The 18,722-nt window shown below is 71.2% G+C and carries 14 protein-coding genes and 3 tRNA genes; 9 read left to right on the top strand and 8 right to left on the bottom strand.

The genetic code is table 11. The features are described 5' to 3' along the window. Positions 1 to 18 precede the first annotated feature (18 nt). The 7 genes from KBX63_RS27760 to KBX63_RS27730 all read right to left on the bottom strand — a co-directional run bounded on the left by KBX63_RS27760 (position 19) and on the right by KBX63_RS27730 (position 10,656). A complete protein-coding gene (locus tag KBX63_RS27760; RefSeq protein WP_210916318.1) occupies positions 19 to 2,391 on the bottom strand; it encodes a discoidin domain-containing protein in 2,373 nt (790 codons plus the stop codon). A gap of 157 nt (positions 2,392 to 2,548) precedes the next feature. Next, positions 2,549 to 4,216: a glycoside hydrolase family 13 protein gene (locus KBX63_RS27755; protein WP_210916316.1), complete on the bottom strand. Its 1,668-nt coding sequence runs from the start codon at positions 4,214 to 4,216 to the stop codon at positions 2,549 to 2,551. Positions 4,217 to 4,315: 99 nt separating this feature from the next. Further along, a complete protein-coding gene (locus KBX63_RS27750) occupies positions 4,316 to 5,203 on the bottom strand; it encodes a carbohydrate ABC transporter permease (RefSeq protein ID WP_210916314.1) in 888 nt (295 codons plus the stop codon). Positions 5,204 to 5,215: 12 nt separating this feature from the next. After that, entirely contained in the window at positions 5,216 to 6,169 is a 954-nt protein-coding gene (locus tag KBX63_RS27745; protein WP_210916312.1) for a carbohydrate ABC transporter permease, read from the bottom strand. A gap of 87 nt (positions 6,170 to 6,256) precedes the next feature. Next, on the bottom strand, positions 6,257 to 7,642 hold the full coding sequence (locus KBX63_RS27740; RefSeq protein WP_210916309.1) for an ABC transporter substrate-binding protein: 1,386 nt from the start codon (positions 7,640 to 7,642) through the stop codon (positions 6,257 to 6,259). 419 nt (positions 7,643 to 8,061) lie between these two features. Beyond that, entirely contained in the window at positions 8,062 to 9,063 is a 1,002-nt protein-coding gene (locus KBX63_RS27735; protein ID WP_210916307.1) for a LacI family DNA-binding transcriptional regulator, read from the bottom strand. A gap of 117 nt (positions 9,064 to 9,180) precedes the next feature. Then, a complete protein-coding gene (locus KBX63_RS27730) occupies positions 9,181 to 10,656 on the bottom strand; it encodes an NAD(P)/FAD-dependent oxidoreductase (protein WP_210916306.1) in 1,476 nt (491 codons plus the stop codon). 90 nt (positions 10,657 to 10,746) lie between these two features. Between KBX63_RS27730 and KBX63_RS27725 the strand changes: the two genes are divergently transcribed. Next, on the top strand, positions 10,747 to 11,844 hold the full coding sequence (locus KBX63_RS27725; RefSeq protein WP_210916305.1) for a serine hydrolase: 1,098 nt from the start codon (positions 10,747 to 10,749) through the stop codon (positions 11,842 to 11,844). Positions 11,845 to 11,902: 58 nt separating this feature from the next. Here KBX63_RS27725 and KBX63_RS27720 read toward each other — a convergent pair whose 3' ends face one another. Next, on the bottom strand, positions 11,903 to 12,811 hold the full coding sequence (locus tag KBX63_RS27720; protein WP_210916304.1) for a phytoene/squalene synthase family protein: 909 nt from the start codon (positions 12,809 to 12,811) through the stop codon (positions 11,903 to 11,905). A gap of 65 nt (positions 12,812 to 12,876) precedes the next feature. On the opposite strand from KBX63_RS27720, the gene KBX63_RS27715 reads away from it, so the two are divergent. From KBX63_RS27715 to KBX63_RS27680, 8 genes are all read left to right on the top strand, one after another. Beyond that, entirely contained in the window at positions 12,877 to 14,019 is a 1,143-nt protein-coding gene (locus KBX63_RS27715; protein WP_210916303.1) for a polyprenyl synthetase family protein, read from the top strand. 28 nt (positions 14,020 to 14,047) lie between these two features. Continuing rightward, complete coding sequence (crtI, locus tag KBX63_RS27710) at positions 14,048 to 15,529, top strand: phytoene desaturase family protein (RefSeq protein WP_210916302.1); 1,482 nt, start codon at positions 14,048 to 14,050, stop codon at positions 15,527 to 15,529. Then, positions 15,526 to 16,146 carry an isopentenyl-diphosphate Delta-isomerase gene (gene idi / locus KBX63_RS27705; RefSeq protein ID WP_210916299.1) on the top strand — a complete coding sequence of 207 codons (621 nt, stop codon included), beginning with the start codon at positions 15,526 to 15,528 and terminating at the stop codon, positions 16,144 to 16,146. Before crtI ends, idi begins: the two co-directional genes overlap by 4 nt. Continuing rightward, positions 16,136 to 17,083 (top strand): MerR family transcriptional regulator, encoded by a 948-nt coding sequence (locus KBX63_RS27700; RefSeq protein ID WP_210916393.1) that lies wholly within the window; start codon positions 16,136 to 16,138, stop codon positions 17,081 to 17,083. Before idi ends, KBX63_RS27700 begins: the two co-directional genes overlap by 11 nt. A 75-nt stretch (positions 17,084 to 17,158) precedes the next feature. Beyond that, positions 17,159 to 17,953, top strand: a complete 795-nt coding sequence (locus KBX63_RS27695) for a polysaccharide deacetylase family protein (RefSeq protein ID WP_210916297.1) — start codon at positions 17,159 to 17,161, stop codon at positions 17,951 to 17,953. 154 nt (positions 17,954 to 18,107) lie between these two features. Continuing rightward, a tRNA-Glu gene (locus tag KBX63_RS27690) sits at positions 18,108 to 18,180 on the top strand. Between the two features lie 31 nt (positions 18,181 to 18,211). Further along, positions 18,212 to 18,285, top strand: a tRNA-Asp gene (locus KBX63_RS27685). Between the two features lie 99 nt (positions 18,286 to 18,384). Further along, positions 18,385 to 18,458: transfer RNA gene (locus KBX63_RS27680), tRNA-Phe, on the top strand. Positions 18,459 to 18,722 lie beyond the last annotated feature (264 nt).

Below are 18,722 nucleotides of genomic sequence, written 5' to 3'. Positions count from 1 at the left end.
TGGGCGGGGGCCGCAGGCCTAGCTGGAGTAGACCTCGAACTCGCTGAGCTGACCGGCGGGCCAGCCGCTGTTGCCGGTGACGGTCAGCCGCAGGTACCGCTGGCTGGTCGCCGCGAACGTCACGGTGACCGTGTTACCGCTGCCCGGATTGAAGGTGTAGCCGGCGGACGGCTTCACCGTGGTCCAGGAGGCGCCGTTGGTGGAGCCGAGCACCGACAGCGTCTGGGTGCGGGTCTGCCAGGCCGACGACGGTGGCAGCTTCAGCACGACCCGGGACACTGACCGGGCCGTTCCGAGGTCCACCGTCACCGACTGCGGGAAGGCATTGTTGGCGCTCTCCCAGTAGGTGCCCGCGTTGCCGTCCACCGCGTTGGGCGCGGTGTAGCTCTGGTTCGTGCTGGTGGCGGTCGCCGGCCGGTTCAGCGCCAGGTTCCCGCCAGCGGGTGGCGGGGTGGTGGGTGGCGGGGTGGTCGGTGGGGTGGTCGGTCCACCGCCCCACTGCGGGTCGGGCCACGGGCCGCAGTACGGGGTCGGGGTGTACCAGCCGGAGTTGCCGGCGCCCTGGGTGATCTGGAAGCCGCCGCCCACGCAGTTGTGGATCGGGTTGCTCTGCGCGATGTTGGTGGCCCGTACGTTGGTGAGCGACACCTGGCTGGGCGCCTGCACCTGGAGGGCGTACGTGCCGGCGCCGTCGATCCGCACGTTGTTGAGGCTGATCCCGTTGGTCTGGCCCTCGATCCAGTGCAGCGCCGCGTACGAGCTGTCCAGGATGTCGGTGTCCGTGATGTTGATGGTGGGCTGCTGGAACGCCTCGTTGAGCGCGGAGAACCAGATCGCCCCGACGCCGAAGTTCCAGTTGTAGTCCGAGTTACCGTTGCGGATCAACGTGTTGCGGGCGATCGTCCAGGTGCCCTGGACCCCGGTGGCGCCCTGCACGCCGGGGTAGCGGTTGGCGACGTGGATGCCGCCACCGTTGGTCAGCGAGTCGGCCGTCACGTTGTCGGTGATCTTGATGTCCCGACCGCCGTAGCTGACCAGGTGGTTCGCCAGCAGGGTCACGCCGATGGTGTTGTGCGTGAAGGAGTTGTTGACGTTCGGCACGCTCTGCGCCCACATCGCCAGCGCGTCGTCGCCGGTGTTGCGGACGAAGGTGTTGGTCACCGTCGAGTTGGTCACCCCGGTGTGGAAGTTCACCCCGTCGGCCGTCTGGTCCAGGATCCGGCTGTTGCGGATGGTGAAGTTGTCCATCGGGCCGTCCATCCAGGCTCCGACCTTGGTGTTCTCCAGCCAGAGGTTGTCCACCACGGAGTTGGTCATCGCCCCGCCGAGCGCGTTGACCTGGTCGTCGTCCACCCGTTCGCGGATGTCGCCGATGATGGCGAAGTCCCGCAGCGTGACGTTGCGGCTCGGCCCACCGGCCTCGTGCGGGCGGACCCCACCGGAGTAGCCGCCGCCGGAGACGTACTTGCCGTAGATGCCGGCGGCCCGCTTGCGGTCGGTGGGGTGCCGGCCGCCGAGCACCGAATACCACGGGCCGGCCCCGCGCAGGGTCACCCCGTCGACCACAACGTGGTCCCAGAGGGTGAAGGTGCCGGTCGGGATCCAGACCGTCCGGCCCTGGGCCTTTCCGGCGTCGACCGCCGCCTGGAACCTCGCGGTCGAGTCGGTGGCGCCGCTCGGGTCGGCGCCGAAGTCGGTGACCACGTCGAGCGCACCGGCGGGCTTGCCGATCGGTGCGCCGACCAGCTCGAAGTCGGCCAGGTCGATGGTGAAGGTGGGCGACTGGGCGGTCGAGGAGACCTGCAACCGGATCCTGGTGCCGGCCGGGTAGGTGCTGCCGAACATCGCCCGGGTCTCGTCGTAGAAGTGGTGCGGGTTGGTGTCGCCCGGGTTGTTGTTGAACGGGTAGCCGCCGTAGTACCAGCCGTACCGCGAGGTCACCGGGACGGACTTCAGCAGGCTCCCGTTGGCCCGCAGGTCGATGGCGGCGTCCCGGCCGGTGCCGGTCGGGCTGTCCGGCAGGCTGTGCCGGAAGGTGACCGCGTTGGCCGGGGCGGTGAGGGTGAACTCGACGTACTCGCCGACGGAGTCGAGGGTGACCGCCTCCCGGCCGGACGCCTCGGACGGCAGCGTGCCGTAACGCCGGTCCGGGCCGATCTTCGTGCCGTTGTGGGCGGCCTTCTCGGCCTCCTGCTCCACGAACGGGACGGTGGCGCCCCGGCCGGGGATGTCGAAGGGGGACAGCCCGGCTGCCGAGGCCGGGGTCGCGGTGCCGGTGACCGCGAGGGCCGTCACCGATGTCGCGGCGAGCAGGGTGGCTGCGATAGCGGCCAACCCTGCCCGGGTCGGGTGTCGGAGGTGGTGCGGGGTGCCGGTGGTGTGGTTGGCCATGAGCTGCGCTCTCCCTTTCGTCAGGCAGGCCAGATCCCCCCGTGTCCGTGCGGCGTGGCGTCTCCCCCTGGTTCCTCCTTCCTTCTGGCGGCCGGCGCGGGGCCGGGACGGGTGGTGTGGTGCCGGCGGCCGGGACGGGCCGGCGGCCCCACCGCGATCAGGTCAGGCCGGGTCCGTCCGCCGCGCGCGGCTCGTTCGCCGGTTCGGCGGTACGCAGCCAGACGGCGGTGTCCGACGGCAGCAGCCCGTCGTCGAGCGGCCCGCTGGCCAGCAGCAGGTCTCCGTCGGCGGGCAGCGGCACCGGTGCGTCGGCGAGGTTGACCAGGCAGCGGAAACCACCGCCGCGGCTGAAGGCGAGCACGCCGTCGGGGGCGGGCAGCCAGCTCATCTCCCCGTCGCCGAGCGCCGGGTCGGCCCGCCGGATCTGGATCGCCGCCCGGTACAGCTCCAGCATCGAGGCGGCGTCGCCGGTCTGCGCCCGGGCGGTCCGGTCCTTCCAGTCGGCCGGCTGGGGCAGCCAGGGCGCTGGGGCGCCGTCGGGGCTGAACTCGAACGGCGGCTCGTCGCCGGCCCAGGGCAGCGGCACGCGGCAACCGTCCCGACCGGGGTCGATCCGGCCGGAACGTTCCCACATCGGGTCCTGGCGCAGCGCGTACGGGATGTCCTCGACCTCGTAGAGGCCCAGCTCCTCGCCCTGGTAGACGTAGGCGGCGCCGGGCAGCGACAGCGAGAGCAGGGCGGCGGCCCGGGCCCGGCGGGTGCCCAGCTCCAGGTCGGTGGGGGTCCCCTCGCGCTTGGCGGCGAAGCTGAACCTGGTGTCCGCCCGCCCGTAGCGGGTGACGTGCCGGGTGACGTCGTGGTTGGAGAGCACCCAGGTGGCCGGCGCACCGACCGGCGCGTGGGCGCTCAGCGTCCCGTCGATGCTCTCGCGCAGGGCCGAGGCGTCCCACGCGCAGCCGAGGAAGTCGAAGTTGAACGCGGCGTGCAGCTCGTCCGGGCGCAGGTAGTTGGCGAACCGCTGCCGGTCCGGCAGCCACACCTCACCGATCAGGGCCCGCTCGCCGGGGTACTCGTCGGCGACCCACCGCCAGCCCCGGTAGATGTCGTGCACCCCGTCGAGGTCGTGGAACGGGTGCGGCTCGTCGGGGCGGACCTCGGGCAGCGTCCCGTCCTTGACCAGCAGCCCGGCGGAGTCGATCCGGATGCCGTCCACGCCGCGGTCGAACCAGAACCGCAGGATGTCCTCGAATTCCGCCCGCACGCGGGGGTGGTCCCAGTTGAAGTCCGGCTGCTGCGGGGCGAACAGGTGCAGGTACCAGTCGCCGGGGGTGCCGTCCGGGTTGGTGGTCCGGGTCCAGGTTTCGCCGCCGAACTCGCCGACCCAGTCGGTGGGCCGCTGGTCGCCGTTCGGGCCCCGGCCGGGGCGGAACCAGAACAGGTCCCGCTCGGGCGCGCCGGGCCCGCCGGCGAGCGCGGCCTGGAACCACGGGTGCGCGTCGGAGCAGTGGTTGGGCACCACGTCGACGATGGTCCGGATGCCGAGCGCGTGTGCCTCCGAGATCAGCGCCTCCGCCTCGGCGAGGGTGCCGAAGACCGGGTCGATGTCGCGGTAGTCGGACACGTCGTAGCCGGCGTCGGCCATCGGGGAGGGGTACCAGGGACTGAACCAGATCGCGTCGATGCCGAGCGCGGACAGGTGATTCAGCCGGGACCGGATGCCCGCGATGTCGCCGATGCCGTCGCCGTTGCCGTCGGCGAAGCTACGCGGATACACCTGGTAGATCACCGCTCCCCGCCACCACGGACTGCTGTCTGCTGTGGACACGAGCACCTGCTTTCTGGGTCAGTACGTCGGCGGGTTCGCCGGACCTGAATGTGTGTCGGGCGAACGGTCGTTGTTCGCCACGGGAGGTTGCGCTGGCGGCTATCCCTTGAGGCTGCCTGTGGTCAGTCCGGACATGATGTTCCGTTGGAAGATCAGGAAGACGATGACGGTCGGGATCGCGGCGATGACCGACGCGGCGATGACCACGTTCATGGGCGTGCCACCCGCGAAGGCGTAGATGCCGACGCTGACGGTCCGGGTCTCGGGCGACGGCATGACCAGCTTCGGCCAGAGGAAGTCCTTCCAGACCGCCGTCACGGCGAAGATCGACACTACGCCGAGGATGGGGCGCGACATCGGCAGGATGATCGACCACAGCGTGCGCAGCGGCGTCGCCCCGTCCACCAGGGCCGCCGACATCAGCTCCTCGGGAATCGAGTCGAAGAACCGCTTCAGCAGGAAGATGTTGAACGCGTTCGCGACCAGGGGCAGCCAGATCGCGAACGGCGAGTCGAGCAGGTTGATGTGCACGATCGGCAGGTCGATCACGGTCACGTACTGCGGGACGATGAGCACCATCGCCGGAATCATCAGCGTTGCCAGCATCAGCGCGAGGATCACGTTGCCGAACATCGGCCGCAGCTTGGACAGGGAGTACGCGGCGGCGGTGTCGAGGACGAGCTGGAACACCACCGCGCCGGCCGCGTAGTAGAACGTGTTGAACAGCAGCTTGGCGAGGTCCAGGTTGTTCCACGCGTCGACGTAGTTCTGCGGCTGCGGGTCCTTCGGGAACAGCGACGGCGGCGTCTGCGCGATTTCCTGACCGGACTTGAGCGCGCCGGTGACCATCCAGTAGAGCGGCCCGAGGAAGACGAGTGTGAAGCCCACGACGACGACGGTGAGCAGAGCCCAGTAGATGAACCTGCCCCGCCCACGGCGGAGCTGCGCGTGAGAGATGAGGGTCCGGGTGCCGGAGTCCTGTGCCATGTCCCGCCCGTCCTAGTCCTGTTTCGCGCTCAGCCGCAGGTAGGCGGCGGAGAAGCCGGCCAGCACCACGAGCATGATCACGCCGAGCGCTGCGGCGCCGTTGAGGTCGTTCTGGAAGAAGCCGTGCTGGTAGATGAGGTATGCCACGGAGGTCGCGGAGTCCTCCGCGCCCGCGCCGTTGGCGAGGATCAGTGGCTCGATGAAGAGCTGCATCGTGGCGACGATCTGGATCATCGCCAGGAGCGCGAGGATCAGCCGGGTCTGCGGGATGGTCACGTGGCGGATCCGCTTCCAGATCCCGGCGCCGTCGAGCTCGGCGGCTTCGTAGAGTTCGCCCGGGATGTTCTGCAGCGACGCCAGGTAGATCAGCACGGCGCCGCCCATGTTCATCCAGGTCGACGCGATCACCATCGCCGGCATCGTCATCTCGGCAGACTGCATCCACTGCGACGTGGGCAGGTGCAGCGCCTTGAGGATCGCGTTGAAGAGACCCGCCTCGCTGGGGTCGTACGCGTAGAACTTGAAGAGGTACAGCGCCGAGGCCGGCGGCAGCATCACCGGCAGGTACACCAGGATCCGCAGGTACCCCTTGGCGTGGCGGAACTCGTTGAGCAGGATCGCCACGAAGAACGGCACCGCGTACCCGAGGACGAGCGCGAGCACCGTGAAGTAGAGCGTGTTCTGCCAGGCGGGCCAGAAGCTGGGGTCGGAGATGATGCGGGAGTAGTTGTCCCAGCCCACCCAGGTGGTCTCGCCGCGCCGCGTCCGCTGGAAGCTCATCACGATGCCGCGGATCATCGGGTACCAGGAGAAGACGACGAAGCAGAGCACCGCCCCGATCAGGAACGCGTGACCGGTGAGGTTGTCCCGTACCTTGCGGCCGAGGCTCGTACGTTGCGGCCCCGTGTGGGGCGGCGTGGGACGTCCCGGCTTTCTGGTGGTACCCGGGACGGTGGTGATCGCCAAGGCAACTCCTGGGTGAGTCAGTGACCGGACGGGGCGGCGCGGACGGGGTGGGGGCCGGCTCGGCGTACCGGCCCCCACCTGACCGGATCAGCTCTCGGCGGCCAGGAGCTGGTTGACCTTTTCCTCGGCCGTCTTGAGCAGCGCGTCGATGTTCGAGTTCGGGTTCGGGTTCGTCAGCACCCCGGACATCGCGGCGTCGAGCACCGCGTAGACCGCCTGCGCGTTGCGCGGCTCACCCTTGATCGGGACCGGGGTCGCCTCGAAGATCGCGAAGTTCGCGGTGTCGACGTTCGCGTTCGCCTTACGCAGTTCGAGTTCCTGCTTCTGCGCCTCGCTGCCGTTCGCGAAGAGCAGCGGCTGGGGCAGACCCACCGGGTAGTTCTGCGGCTTGGCCCGGACGTAGTCGAACTGACCCTTGCCCGGCGTCAGCTTCTGGTACGCGATCCACTTCAGACCGGCCTTGACCTGTTCGGGGGTGAGGTCCTTCTTGAAGAAGTAGCCCTCGCCACCACCGAGCGTGCCCTTCGCCAGGCCGTCCTGGCCCGGCAGCGGGCTCATCGCCCAGTCCTGGAACTTGCCCTGGAACTGGCTGACGATCGCCTGGGTGGCGTCCGGCGCGCCGATGAACATGCCGACCTTGCCCGCACCCGCGTTGGTCAGCAGGTCGCCCCACTGGAGCAGCTGCCGGGCGCCCATGCTGTTGTCGCCGTACCGCATGTCCTTGAGGTTCTGCAGGACCTGCTTGCCCATCGCGTTGTTGAAGTCGGCCTTCTTACCGTCCGCGGTCAGCACCTGGCCGCCCTGCGAGTAGAGCAGGGAGGTGAAGTGCCAACCGCCGGTGTTGCCGGCGCTGTACTCCGAGTAGCCGGCGATGCCGTTGCCGAGCGCGGAGATCTTCTTGGCGGCGGCCCGGACCTCGCCCCAGGTCTTGGGCGGGTTGTTCACGTCGAGCCCGGCCTGCTGGAACAGGACCTTGTTGTAGACCAGGCCCATCGAGTAGTTCTTCACCGGGACGGCGTAGAGCTTGCCGCCGTCGGTGAAGGCCTCCTTGAGCGCCGGGTCGACGCTGTCCCAGGTCGGGATCGCGTCCTTGTTGACATGCGGGGAGATGTCCATCGCCTGGCCGGAGTCGAGCACCTGCTGGAGATCGGTCATGTACCCGTAGAACACGTCGGTCACGGTGCCACCGGCGAGGCGGGCGGTGAAGTCCGGCGGGTTGTTGCACTGCTCGCCGACGCTCACGCTCTTGATGACGATGTCCGGGTTCTGCCGCTGGAACTCGGCGACATCGTCGTTCCAGTTCTTCAACAGCTCTTTCTGAGCGCCGACCGGCTGGCAGTCGACTGTGATGGTGACCTTGCCGCCTGCGTTCGTGTCCTTGTCGTCGCTCTTCGTGGAGCATGCCGTGAGGCTGAACCCCAGGCCGGCCACGAGCGCTAACGCCGCAGCCTTTCGGTATTGCGGTACGGACATCTGTCCATCCCTTCGGGAACCTGTGTCTCCATGACCTTCGATGAGCTGCGGTGATGCGACCTGACCGCCGGTAACTGCGCCGGAGCCAGGTGTGAGTGGAGTCACTGTAACGAGGACGACTCATTCCGGCAAGGTATCGATCCTGTTGTGAAAGGACACGACTTTCTAACGGCAGTTCTTGACAGGATCTTGATCCTCGCGGCAGATGTGGCGCTTTCGCAGCTTTTACCGGTCGCCCTCGCCTCCCTGCCCACGCCAGGACTTTCGATCGACGTGGGCCACTGGAAAAGCGGCGTTGGTGGGCGACAGGGACGACGAAAAGGCCGCCGACCGCGTGCAGCGGTCGACGGCCGAAGCGTCGTTCAGCGGCCAGGAGAAAGGTGCGTGGCCGGGGGGTCGGTCAGTGTCCGGCCGGGTGGTCAGCGGCCCGGGGCGGGGGCGGTGGAACCGCGGACCACCAGCTCGGGCTCGAACAGCAACTCGTCATGCAGCACGCCGGCACCCTCGATCTGGGTGACCAGCAGGTCCACCGCCGCCTGCCCCATCGTCTCGATCGGCTGCCGCACCGTGGTCAACGGCGGGTCGGTGCAGGTCATGAACGCGGAGTCGTCGAACCCCACCACCGACACATCCGTCGGCACCACACGACCCAGCCGCCGGGCGGCCCGGATGGTGCCCAGGGCCAGCACGTCGCTGGCGCAGATGATGCCGGTCACGCCACGCTCGACCAGCTTGGTCGCGGCGACCCGCGCCCCTTCCATGGAGAAGCTGGAGCGCTCGACGTACTCCGTGTCGTCAGCCCAGCCTGCGGCCCGGATCATCGCGTTCAGCTTGCGCCGGGACGGCACGTGCCCCTCCGGGCCGAGCACCATCCCGATCCGATCGTGCCCCAGCGAGCGCAGATGCCCGTACGCCTGCTCCACCGCCACCGCGTCATCGGTGGAGACCCGGGGGAAGCCCAGCTCGTCCACACCCGCGTTGACCAGCACCACCGGCAGGCCCCGGTCGGTCAGCCGCCGGTAGTGGTCGTGCCGCGCGTCCGCGAGCGCGTACGAGCCACCGGCGAAGATCACCCCGGAGACCTGGTGATCGAGGAGCATCTCCACGTAGTCCATCTCGGAGACGCCACCGATGGTGCGAGCGCAGAGCGCCGGGGTGTAGCCACGTTGGGCGAGGGACCCGGTGACCACCTCGGCGAGCGCCGGGAAGATCGGGTTCTGCAGCTCGGGCAGCACCAGCCCGACCAGCCGGGCACGCTCGCCGCGCAGCTTGGTCGGCCGCTCGTAACCGAGCACGTCCAGCGCGGTCAGCACCGCCGTCCGGGTCGCCTCGGAGACCCCGTCCCGACCGTTGAGCACCCGGCTGACGGTGGCCTCGCTGACGCCCGCCTTCTTGGCAACTTCAGTCAACCGCTTGGTCACGGTCGCAATCGTACGTCATGTGAATGAAAGAAATGAACAGCCAAATGCCGGGCCTTTGCTGCCTTCCTGCCGCGCTCTGCTCGCCGCCCGACATCCGTCGCCGCTGGTCCGACAGCGTCAGGACAGGTTGCGCAGCGCGTCCTCGATGGCCCGGTGGAAGGTCGGATAGGCATAGATCATGTGCCGGAGCTGGCTCAGCGGCACGGCCGCGTGCACCGCCACCACCAGCGCGGAGAGCACCTCGCCACCGGCCGGGCCGACCGAGGTCGCGCCGATCAGCACGCCCTGGTCGGCGTCCGCGATCAGCTTGATGAAACCCTCGTCGCCGACCCGGTGGATCCAGCCCCGGGTCGAGCTGCCCAACTTGGTGAACCCGACCTGCACGTTGATCCCGCGCTTTCGGGCCTGCTGCTCGGTCAGCCCGACCGCGCCGATCTCCGGGTCCGTGAAGGTCACCCGCGGCAGTGCGCGGTAGTCGGCGCGCGGCACGCTGCCCGCCGACCCGCTCGACCCGCTGGCGCCCAACGAGCTGGCCGCCCCCATCGCGCCGCCGACCACGCTGGCGGTGCCGCTGGGATCCGCCCCCGCGTCCGACTTCCGGGCATGGGCCAGCACGTCGGCGATCACGATCGCCGCCTGGTACATGGCGATGTGGGTGAAAGCCCCCTCGCCGGTCACGTCGCCGACCGCCCAGATGCCATCGGTCACCTGCAGCCGGTCGTCCACCGGCAGGTAGCGCTGTGTGGCGTCGACGCCGATTGTGTCCAGCCCCAACTCGTCCAGGTGTGCCCGGCGGCCGGTCACCACCAGCAGCCGGTCGGCGGTGAACTCCGCCGCGCCGGGGCCGCGCAGGGTGAACCGGCTCCCGTCGTGCTCGACCCGCTCGGTCCGTACCCCGGTGTGGATCTCCACGCCGTCGGCGCGCAGCGCTGCGGCGGCCACCTCGGATGCCTCCGGCTCCTCGATGGCCAGCACCCGGTCCAGCGCCTCCACCACCGTGACCCGCACTCCGAACCGTGTGAAGGCCTGCGACAGCTCCAACCCGATCGCGCCGCCGCCGAGCACCAGCAGCGACTCCGGCAGCTGCTCGACCTCGATCGCCTGGTGGTTGGTCCAGTACGGACTGTCGGCCAGACCTTCGATCGGTGGCACCGACGGTCGGGTGCCGGTGCCCAGCACGATCCCGTGCCGGGCCTGGAACACCTGGTCGCCGACCCGGACCCGACCCGGGCCGTCGAGCCGGCCGCTGCCCCGGACGAACCGGGCGCCCCGATCCGTCAGCCGCCGCACCGCGACCGTGTCGTCCCAGGTGTCGGTGGCCTCCTCGCGGATCCGCTTCGCCACCGGCGCCCAGTCCGACTGGACCTGCACCGTCCCCGCCAGTCCGTCGACCCGGCGCGCCTCGGCGAGCGCATTGGCCGCTCTGATCATGATCTTGCTCGGGATGCAGCCCCAGTACGGGCACTCTCCGCCGACCAGGTCCCGTTCGACGCCGACGACGCTCAGGCCGGCCTCGGCGAGCCGCCCGGCCACCTCCTCGCCGCCGACCCCGAGCCCGACCACGACAACATCCACCAGCTCCGGTTCCGCCACTCCGACAGCATCCCCCAGCGGCCCCGCCCCGACCACCGGGGCCCGAGGAAGTCGGAGCGTTCGCCGGGCCGGAGCGCCTACGGTGGCCGGATGCACGCACGCTTCGCGCCGGTCCGGGACTGCTTCCACGACCTGCTCGCCGCCGGTCGGGAGACCGGTGCCAGCCTGACCGCCTGGTACGACGGCCACCCGGTGATCGACCTTCTCGGCGGCTCCCGCACCACCACCGGGGTAGCCGCATCGACCAGTTCGGCGGACCTCGACCCGTGGCGGCCGGACACGCTGGTCAACGTCTACTCGGTCGGCAAGCCGGTGGCTGCGCTCTGCCTGCTGATGCTGGTCGACCGGGAGCGGGTCGACCTCGACGCACCGGTCGCCCGGTACTGGCCGGAGTTCCGTACCCCGGCCACCGTGCGTCAGGTCTTGTCGCACACCGCCGGGCTGCCAGCCTTTCCGGTGCCCCGGCCGGCCACCGCGATCGCCGACTGGGCCCTGCTCGCCGGCGACCTCGCCGCCGCCGACCCCGAGTGGGCGCCGGGCTCGGTGGCCGGGGAGCACGCCTGGACGTACGGGCACCTGGTGGGCGAGCTGGTACGCCGGGTGGACGGCCGGTCGGTGGGCCGGTTCCTGGCCGAGGAGATCGCCGGCCGGTGGCGGCTGGACCTCGGCTTCGGGCTGTCCGAGGCGGACCAGCGGCGCTGCGCCGACCTGAGCTACGGCGACCCGGAGTGGCCGACCCGGGCGCTCGGCGAGCCAGGCTCTCTACGGGCCAGGGCGATGGGCAACCCGGCCGGAGGTCAGGACCTGGCCGTGCTCAACAGTTCGCTGTGGAGGGGCGCCGAGATGCCGGCGGTCAACCTGCACGCCACCGCGTCCGGCCTGGCCCGGCTCTACTCCGGTTTGTTGGCCGGTGGTGTCCTGGACGGCGTCCGGCTGTTCAGCCAGGAACTGGTGGCGGAAGCGACCCGGACCCAGCACGACGGGCCGGATCTGGTGCTGGACCGCCCGGTCCAGTGGACGCTGGGCATGCAGCGGCAGCCGGACGGCAGTTGGGGCATGGGTGGTCTCGGCGGCAGCAGCGCGTGGGCCGACCCGGAGCGCGGGTACACCTTCGCGTACGCCACCGCCCGCCTGGCCGAGCACGACCGGGTGGACGAGTTGGTCGAGGCGTTGCACTCCTGCCTCTGACCAAATGTTAGGAAGGGCCCCTTGTACAACACCAGGCGTTAACAAGGTGCCCTTCCTTTCAGACCGTCGGCCCGGGGATGGTGACCGGGGTACCGGCCGAGGTGAGCAGGGCGCGGGCGGCCACCGCCATCCGGCGACGCCGTGGCACCAGGGCCCGCCGGGCGAAGACGTCGTAGCCCTGCGCGGCCACTTCGTCGAGGATGCCGCCGTAGAGCGCGTACGCGGTGCGCATGCAGGCCTGCGAGGCCGGCGCGAGCATGGTGATGCCCGGCGCGGCGGCGGCGTAGTGCGCCTGGGCCCGGGTCACCTCGTACTCGATCAGCTCGCGGATCCGGGGTGTGCCGCGCCCCCGGGCGCGGGCCTGGGCCAGCTCGTCGTGGGTGACGCCGAACTTCGCCAGGTCCTCGTCCGGCAGGTAGGTGCGGCCCCGGTCGAGGTCCTCGGCGACGTCTCGGATGAAGTTCGTGAGCTGGAAGGCGAAGCCGAGCTGCCGAGCCGGTTCCCGGGCCGCGCCCGGGTCGGAGCTGCCCAGGATCGGCAGCATCATGGTGCCGATGACCGCCGCCGATCCCTCCATGTAGTCGAGCAGGTGGTCGTAGGTCGGGTACGCGGTGACCGTCAGGTCCATCGCCATGCTCTTCAGAAACGACGCGAAGTCGTCCCGGCCGAGATCGAAGACGGCGATCGTGTGCAGCACGGCCGGCAGCAGCGGGTCGTCGACCGGCGCGCCGTGCAGGCCGGCCATGAAGCGGTGGGCCCAGTCGTCCAGCCGGGCGGCCCGTTCGAGCGGCGGCAGGTCCTCGGTGCGGTCCACGATCTCGTCGGCGTACCGGGTGAATCCGTAGAGGGCGTGCACGTGCCGCCGTTTCCAGGCGGGGAGCAGCCTCGTGGCGAGATAGTAGGTGCGACCGTGGCGTCTGTGCAGCTCACGGCACCGGTCATAGGCAGCGGTGAGATTCGAGTCCACCGGCCCTCCTCGCTTATCGACGCACCAATCGACGCAACTCGTAACCCTAGGGTACGCTCAGCCGCATGGCCAACGATGCAGTTGCCGGTAGCGCGATCCGGGTGCCGCCGGCACGGCCGGGCGATGGGGATGATCCGATCCGCGCCGTGCTGGCCGCGTACACCCGGGACCTGATCGCGGCGGTGGACGACACCCTGACCAATTTCCTCACCGCCGAGGTCGACACGCTCGCCGAGATCGACGCGGCGACTGGCGGCTTCGCGGCCTCCGCGCGAGCGGCCGTGCTGGCCGGCGGCAAGCGCATCCGGCCCACCTTCGCGTACTGGGGCTGGCGCGGGGCGGTCGGCGGCACCGAGCCACTGCCGCCGGTGCTGCCCGCGTTGGCCGCCCTCGAGCTGCTGCACACCTTCGCGCTCGTGCACGACGACGTGATGGACTCCTCCGCCACCCGACGCGGCCGTCCCACCATCCACGTCGCCCTCGCCGCGCAGCACGTCGCCGCCGGTCACCGGGGCGACCCCGGCCGGTTCGGCGAAGCGGTCGCGGTGCTCGTCGGCGACCTCTGCATGGTCTGGGCCGACCGGCTGCTGGCGCACGCCACCGTGGCGCCGGCCCGGCTCTTCGAGGTCCGCCGGTGCTACGACCAGATGCGGGTGGAGACGATCGCCGGGCAGTATCTGGACGTGCTCGGCGAGAACGACGCGGCCAACTGGTCGATCGACCGGGCGCTGCGGGTGGCCCGCTACAAGACGGCGAGCTACACCGTCCAGCGACCGCTGCTCTACGGCGCCTGCCTGGCCGGGGTGCCCGCCGACGACCCGCTGGCCGCCGCGTACACCCGCTACGGCCTGGCCGTCGGCGAGGCGTTCCAGCTCCGCGACGACCTGCTCGGCGCGTACGGCGACCCGGCCGCCACCGGCAAGCCGGCCGGTGACGACCTGCGCACCGGCAAGCCGACCACGCTGCTCATGCTGGCTCGGCAACTGGCCACCCCGGCCCAGCTCAAGGCGTTGGACCGGGCCGGCGAGGGGCGGGTCGACCGGCTGGCCGAGCTGATCGCCGACACCGGGGCGGTGGCCCGGGTGGAGCGGATGATCGCCGAGCGGGTGGGCGACGCGCTCGCCGCACTCGACTCCGCACCCGTGGACCGGACGGCGCGAACCGCGCTGACCGGGCTGGCCACCGCCGCCACCAACCGGCGGGCCTGATGAACGACTTCTCCAAGGAGGTGGTCACGTGCGGACGGTGACGGGACGGACGGACCGGGTGGTGGTCGTCGGCGCCGGGCTGGGTGGGCTGGCCTGCGCTCTGCACCTGGCCGGCAGCGGCCGGCAGGTGACCGTGCTGGAACGCGAGCCGGTGCCCGGCGGGCGGGCCGGGCGGCTCGCCGTGGACGGCTACGAGTTCGACACCGGCCCGACCGTGCTCACCATGCCCGAGCTGATCGCCGAGGCGCTCGGCGCGGTCGGGGAGGAGCTGCGTGACTGGGTCGACCTGACCCCCCTCGACCCGGCCTACCGGGCGTACTACCCGGACGGCTCGACCCTCGACGTGCTGACCGACACCACCCGGATGGCGGCCGAGATCTCCCGGGTCTGCGGGCCCCGCGAGGCCGACGGCTACCTGCGCTTCGTCGACTACGCGCGGGAGCTGTGGCGGCTGGAACGGGCCGACTTCATCGAGCGCAACCTGGACGCGCCGACCGACCTGATCACCGGCAACCTGCTCAAGCTGCTCGCCGGCGGAGCCTTCCGCCGGCTCCAGACGAAGATCAACCAGTTCTTCCGGGACCCGCGGACCCAGCGGATCTTCTCCTTCCAGGCGATGTACGCCGGCCTCGCCCCGCACGACGCGCTGGCCATCTACGCGGTCATCGCGTACCTCGACTCGGTGGCCGGGGTCTACTTCCCGCGCGGCGGCATCCACGCCGTCTCCCGGGCGATGGCCGGCGCCGCCGAGAAACACGGCGTGCAGATCCGGTACGACACCACGGTGACCCGGGTGGAGACCGCGAACGGCCGGGCCACCGGCGTGCTCACCGCCGACGGCGAGCTGGTGCCGGCGGACGTGGTGGTGCTCAACCCCGACCTGCCGGTCGCCTACCGGGACCTGCTCCCCGCCGCCCGCCGGCGCCGGCTCACCTACTCGCCGTCCTGCGTCGTCCTGCACGTCGGCTCCCGGCAGGGATATGCGAAGATCGCCCACCACAACATCCACTTCGGGCGCGCGTGGAAGGGCACCTTCGATGAGGTCATCCGCCGGGGCGAGCTGATGACCGACCCGTCGCTGCTGGTCACCAACCCGAGCCGGACCGACCCGTCGGTGGCCCCACCGGACCGGCACACCTACTACGTGCTCGCCCCGGTGCCCAACCTCGCCCGGGCCCCGTTCGAGTGGCGAGGCGACCTGACCCGGCGCTACGGCGACCAGCTGATCGGCACCCTGGAGGAGCGCGGCTACGTCGGCTTCGGTGCCGGGGTGGAGGTCCTGCGGGCAATCACGCCCGCCGAGTGGGCGGAGCAGGGGATGGCCGCCGGGACCCCGTTCGCCGCCGCACACAGCCTCTTCCAGACCGGTCCGTTCCGCCCGTCGAACCTGCACCGCGACCTGTCGAACGTGGTCTTCGTCGGCTCCGGCACCCAGCCCGGCGTCGGCGTGCCGATGGTGCTGATCTCGGGCAAGCTGGCCGCCGGCCGGATCACCGGGGAGGGCCGGTGAGCAGCCGCGAGGAACACCTCGTCGAACTGGTCGACGACGCCGGCCGAGCTCGTGGCCAGATCACCGTCGCGGCCGCACACCAGCCCCCGGGGCAACTGCACCGGGCCTTCTCGGTGCTGCTGGTGGACCCGGACGGTCAGGTGCTGCTCCAGCGGCGGGCAGCGGTCAAGACCCGGTTCCCGCTGCGCTGGGCCAACTCCTGCTGCGGCCACCCCCAACCGGGCGAACCGCTCTCCGAGGCGGCCAACCGGCGGCTGCGCGAGGAACTGGGCACCGGCCCGGTCGAGCTGACCGAGGTGGGCGTCTACGTCTACTACGCCGAGGACCCGGCCACCGGGCGGGTCGAGTTCGAGTACGACCACGTCCTGCGGGGCGAGTTCCGCCCCGCCGCCCCGCTGCTACCCGACCCGGACGAGGTGGCCGAGCTGCGCTGGGCCGACCCCGCCGCCCTGGAGGCCGAACTCGACCGGGACCCCCGGTCGTACGCACCCTGGCTGGGCGGGGTGGTGAACCGGCTGCTGCGCCCCTCGGGGTCGACGTCCGGCGTGCCCGGCCCGGCCGGGATCCCGTCCGGATCGTCGGCGGATGACGCGGCGGAGCGGTCAGGTGGTCGATGAGGCGCTGAGCGCGGGCGCCGTCGCGCGCCGGCTGGGAGTCGCGGTCACCACGCTGCGCACCTGGCACCAGCGCTACGGGCTCGGGCCCAGTGAGCACATCCCGGGCCACCACCGCCGGTACACGCCGACCGACCTGGCCCGTCTCGAAATCATGCGACGGCTCACCGCCGAGGGGGTGAGCCCGGCCGAGGCGGCCCGTTGGGCCCGCCAGGCGCCCGAACCCATGCCCGCCGACGCCGTCGCCCGGAGCCGGATCCGCCCGCCGGGTCGGGACGGCGGCGGCGGAACCATCCCGGTGGGCCGCGCCGGTCCGGCCGCCAGAGGGCTGGCCCGGGCGGCCATGCGCCTGGACGCGGCGGCGATCAGTGAGACGATCGCGCGGGCCCTGACCGTCGGCGGGGTGGTCGCGACCTGGGATCACCTGCTACGCCCGGTGCTCGTCGGCATCGGTGACCGGCACGCCACCACCGGCGGCCTGATCGAGGTGGAACACCTCGTCTCCCGCTGCGTGTCGGAGGCGTTCGCGGCGAGCAGCCGGGCCGCCGCGCCCAGCGGACCGGCCCGGATCCTGCTCTCCTGCGCCGATGAGGAGCAGCACAGCCTGCCGCTGGAGGCGCTGGGCGCCGCGCTCGCCGAGGCCGGGCTCACCTACCGGATGCTCGGCGCCCGGGTGCCGGTCGCCGCCCTCGTCGAGGCGGTGACCCGGACCGGGCCGGCCGCCGTGGTGCTCTGGTCGCACACCCGGGCCACCGCGGACCCGACTCAGCTCAGCGCGCTGCTCGCCGCTCCCCGCCGCCCACTGCTGGTGCTCGCCGCCGGCCCCGGCTGGCGGGCCGACACCCTGCCCGCCGGGGTGGTCCGACCCGCCGACCTGGCCGAGGCGGTCTCGCTCGCCGTCGCGGTCCGTGACTCGCTGGACCAGTCGAGAGGGGCCTGACCGGGCTGTCGGCCCCCGGCGGCGTCCACTAGCGTCGGGGCGTCCGCCTGCCCCGACCCCTCCGGGAGCGAACAGATGCAAGCCCGCGCCGTCCTGGCGTCCGCCATCGCCGTGGTACTGGCCCTGGCCGGCTGCGCCCAACCGGATGGCACCCTCGCACCCGTCGGCGCGCCGCAGCCGGTGGAGTCGACCATGCCGCCGACCCCGAAATCCACCCCGTCGCCGCGCCCCACCCGCACCAAGCCGCCGAAGCCCACCCTCCGGCCGCTGCCGGCCAAGCTCCCGGCCGGCCTGCGGCGCAGCACCGGCGTACGCCCGGTGGCCCTGACCTTCGACGACGGGCCCAGCCCGGCCTGGACGCCCAAGGTGCTCAACCAACTGCGGGCGGCCCGGGTGACCGCCACCTTCTGCCTGGTCGGCCATGAGGTGCAGCGCCATCCGGAGCTGGTCCGGCGCATCGTCCGGGAGGGACACCAGCTCTGCAACCACAGCTGGCGGCACGACCTCGACCTGGCCCGGCGGCCGGTTGCCGAGATCCGGGCCGACCTGGCCCGGACGAACAAGGCCATCCAGGCGGCCGCCCCGGGCGCGGCGGTGCCCTTCTACCGACAGCCGGGCGGCCGGTGGACGCCGGAGGTGCTGGAGGTGGCGAAGGATCTCGGCATGCGACCGCTGCACTGGAACGTCGACCCGCAGGACTGGGACAAGCCGACCGCTGCGACGATCGCCAAGCGGGTCCACTCCGGCGCCCGTCCCGGCGCCGTCGTGCTGCTGCACGACGGCGGCGGCAACCGGGCCGCGACGCTCGCCGCCTGCCCGCACGTGATCGCCGACCTGAAGCGCCGCTTTGGCATCACCCGACTCCGCTAGACCGGCCCTGACCTGCGGTTATGCATCGAACTGCGGCTCCCGCCATACCGGTTTTGTCGACCGACCAGGCATCACGTATGCTTTCCAAGCCTCCGGCGGGGCCGGATGGGAGCAAGTCCGCTTCAAGTTGCGAATGTGCAATGATGGCGGGGCCGCCCTCATCGTCTAGCGGCCCAGGACGCCGCCCTTTCAAGGCGGTAGCACGGGTTCGAATCCCGTTGGGGGCACGACCGGCGCAAGCCGGAGCAACACAAGCTAGGTCCTGTGGAGCAGTTGGAGTGCTCGCCGCCCTGTCAAGGCGGAGGTCGCGGGTTCAAGTCCCGTCAGGACCGCAGCGCCGACGCCGCGCCCTGCGCGGCGTTCTGCGTATCGGAGCGTGTGACCTTGCCGGCGGTTCATCCGGTTGGCGGGTAGCATGAGCCGAGGGATACGGCCAGGTAGCTCAGTTGGTACGAGCGTCCGACTGAAAATCGGAAGGTCGGCGGTTCGACCCCGCCCCTGGCCACATAGCCTTTCGCCGGGCTACAGGAGCGCCGATCAGCGGAAACGCGGTCGGCGCTCTGCTTTGTGCGCCGAAGTCCGTCTGTCCGGTCTGACCCCGTTGATCCGGGCGACGGCCCTGCGGAACGGCGCCGGGCGAGGCCGAAATTCGCGCCGCCATCCCCGCTACGACGGTCGGCTGGCGGGAGGTCGGCAACCTTCACCCCGCGTCCCTCAGCCGCGACGACATGGCCGCCCTGTTGTGGCAGATGGAGGCGACGGTGCTCGA

It is taken from the genome of Micromonospora sp. U21 (assembly GCF_018070045.1).
Taxonomy (GTDB): domain Bacteria; phylum Actinomycetota; class Actinomycetes; order Mycobacteriales; family Micromonosporaceae; genus Micromonospora.
The sequence above is the reverse complement of the archived record's forward strand: the minus strand, read 5'-3'. Positions and strand labels throughout refer to the sequence as shown.

What these genes read in the sequence shown, in the direction of transcription:
- KBX63_RS27760 (WP_210916318.1), bottom strand. Translation starts at nt 2,391, where the DNA reads ATGGCCAACCACACCACCGGCACCCCGCACCACCTCCGACACCCGACC.
- KBX63_RS27750 (WP_210916314.1), bottom strand. Translation starts at nt 5,203, where the DNA reads ATGGCACAGGACTCCGGCACCCGGACCCTCATCTCTCACGCGCAGCTC.
- KBX63_RS27740 (WP_210916309.1), bottom strand. Translation starts at nt 7,642, where the DNA reads ATGTCCGTACCGCAATACCGAAAGGCTGCGGCGTTAGCGCTCGTGGCC.
- KBX63_RS27725 (WP_210916305.1), top strand. Translation starts at nt 10,747, where the DNA reads ATGCACGCACGCTTCGCGCCGGTCCGGGACTGCTTCCACGACCTGCTC.
- KBX63_RS27715 (WP_210916303.1), top strand. Translation starts at nt 12,877, where the DNA reads ATGGCCAACGATGCAGTTGCCGGTAGCGCGATCCGGGTGCCGCCGGCA.
- KBX63_RS27695 (WP_210916297.1), top strand. Translation starts at nt 17,159, where the DNA reads ATGCAAGCCCGCGCCGTCCTGGCGTCCGCCATCGCCGTGGTACTGGCC.